The organism is Ralstonia sp. OTU4908, assembly GCF_038440115.1.
GTDB lineage: Bacteria > Pseudomonadota > Gammaproteobacteria > Burkholderiales > Burkholderiaceae > Ralstonia > Ralstonia pickettii.
Genome location: NZ_JASATD010000081.1, coordinates 1 through 2,635, shown reverse-complemented (window position 1 = coordinate 2,635; position 2,635 = coordinate 1). Strand labels below are relative to the sequence as shown.

Below are 2,635 nucleotides of genomic sequence, written 5' to 3'. Positions count from 1 at the left end.
TGTCAACCATGTCCTCGCACACCTGTCACCTATGTCTCCGGTCCGTACATCTTGCCAAAGAAAGTAAGCAAAGAAAGGCGCGCCCGAGATGGCGACATCCCCTTGAATTTTCATAACCGGGCGGAGACGGGAAAAACTCGCTGCGCTCAAACAGTTTCCCGTCTTTTTTCCGCCCGCTTACGAAAATTCAAGGCGCCATCTAGGGCAGGGTACGGCCACACCGACTGAAGGCTTGGGTTGTCGATTTGGTTTCCCTTTGTCGTGGGTTTATTGCCAACCGCCACCAAACGCCTGCATGAGCGCGGCACAGTTGAGCAGCCTGTCCGCGCGGCTCTGCACCTGCTCCAACGTCGCCTGATCGGCCTGGCGTTGCGCATCTCGCAGCGCGAGCGTGGTGACGCCGCCTGCGGCATAGCCCCCCATTTTCTGCATTTCAATAAATCTGAATTTAATTCCCTTGAATTAAATTCAGATGTTTCCTATGAGCTTTTTTCTGCGAATCTGAAAACCTCCCTGCCTTCGATCAGATGAGTCGTGACGGCAAAGCGCCCCCCCTCCGCCACGCACCTCAATTGCCAAGGGAGAAGTTCGCATGGGCAGTCATTTGCCTGTTTCCGCACGCACCGCTTCTGTCAGCGGCCCTGCGCTGCCGGACGTCATGGGCAAACCGCTTTTCACGTTCGTTCGCCTGCAAGGCACAGAAAACCTGTGCAGTTTGTACGAATACGAAGTCGAGCTGAAGACTCCTGACAAGGATTACAACTTCGGCGGCCCAGAAGGCAATTTCGATCTGCGCGCCATGAATGGCCGTGAGCTGACCGTGCGCGTCGAGCTGGACGGCATGGGAACGGGGTTAGATGGCGGCGTCGGTGCCGGCTCGCGCGAGATCAGCGGCATCGTAGACCGCGCTCGCTACTTGCGTGCCGAGGGCCGTCATTTTGTTTACGGCCTGACCCTGCGCCCCTGGCTCTGGATTGCTTCGCAAAACCGGAACAGCCGGATCTTTGAGAACAAGACCGATATTGAGGTCATTGAAGAAGTCCTGTCGGCGTACAACTTCCCGGTGGAGCGTCGCCTCGACACGGCGAAGTATCCCAGGCGCATCTACCGAACCCAGGCCGACGAGAGCGATTACGCCTTCATCGCCCGCCTCATGGAACATTGGGGCATTTCATGGTTCTTCGAACATGTGGAAGGCAAGCACAGGCTGATCCTCGCCGACATGCCAGGTGCCTACCGGCGCCCTGCCAGCGAGGCATATCACACGCTGGAGGTATATCCGCCGGACTTCAAGCCGGATCAGGAACACTTGGACACCTTTGCCGTCGTCGACGCAGTGGTTGCGGGCAAGTACACGACGAGTGCCTATAGCTTTACGCAGCCGCGTGGCGATCTCACCGCCAGCAGTTCCGACCCGCGCGACACGGGTATGAACAGTGGAAACGTACATCAGGAGGTCTACGACTTCCCGAGTGAGCACGCGCAGCCGGCCACCGACAACCGCCCCTGGAACGAGGGCGACATGATTGCGCGCATCCGCATGGAAGCGGTTCGCTCGCGCGGCCTGCGCTGCTTTGGCACGGGCAATCTGCGAGCAGTCATCCCCGGCCATACTTTCGTACTGCAAGGACACCCGCAGAAGGCAGCCAACCGCGAATACGTGGTGATCGGGGCCAACCTGACGCTCGAAGATGTGGCTGCAGCTTCAGGTGAGGGCCAGCGCTGGCATTGCCGCGTCGAGTTCGAGTGCCACCCAACGCATGAGATTTTCCGGCCAGCGCGCGACACACCGTGGCCGGTCATCACAGGCCCGCAAAGCGCGACCGTTGTCGGTCCGGATGGCCACGTCACCCATGCGGATCAGTACGGGCGGGTCCGGGTCGAGTTTCCGTGGGATCGCTTCAAGAAAATGGCCTGCTGGATGCGGGTGTCCACCTCGTGGGCCGGTTCGCAGTATGGGCAGATCAGCATTCCGCGAATCGGGACGGAGGTGCTGGTCAGCTTTCTGGACGGCGGCAACCCGGACAAGCCCATCATTACCGGCGCCGTCGCCAACAGCTTGAACATGCCCCCCTGGCGCCTGCCGGACCAGCATGTCCTGACCGGCATCCGCACGCGCGAGCACGAGGGCTCACGCAGCAACCACCTAGTCTTTGACGACACAAAGGGGCAGATTCAGGCGCAACTTTCGTCAGACCACCTGACCTCGCAGATCAGCATGGGGTACCTCACCGGGATACCCAATCATGCCGGCCGTCAGGATAAGCGTGGCGAGGGGCTGGAGGCACGAACCGATGGCCATGCCTCGCTTCGGGCCGCCTTGGGCTTGCTGCTCACCACCCACCGGCGCGATAAGGCCGATGGCGGAGCGATGAGCATTGAAGACGTGATCGCACTCATGCAGGAGGCGCTCACGCTGGCTGACTCGCTCGCACAAAGCGCCGTCAACGCACAGGCCCAAGCCGGCCAGCAGAAAGAGGTCGCCAAAGCGCTGCGCCTGCAGGCAGAGGCAATCCAGGGCGGCGGCAAGCTGGCCGAATTCCGCGAGCCACACATCGCCATTGCCAGCCAAGCGGGCATCGCAACCTCGGCGCCGGGTAGCACGCATGTCGCCAGCGGAGAACACATCGCGCTG

Annotated in this window: 2 protein-coding genes; both read left to right on the top strand. The window is 60.8% G+C overall.

Going from position 1 to position 2,635, the window contains the following annotated elements:
• Positions 1 to 237 precede the first annotated feature (237 nt).
• Entirely contained in the window at positions 238 to 531 is a 294-nt protein-coding gene (locus AAHM38_RS25325; RefSeq protein ID WP_165835810.1) for a hypothetical protein, read from the top strand.
• Positions 532 to 592: 61 nt separating this feature from the next.
• A partial coding sequence (locus AAHM38_RS25320) for a type VI secretion system Vgr family protein (RefSeq protein ID WP_342234413.1) occupies positions 593 to 2,635 on the top strand: 2,043 nt, incomplete at its 3' end.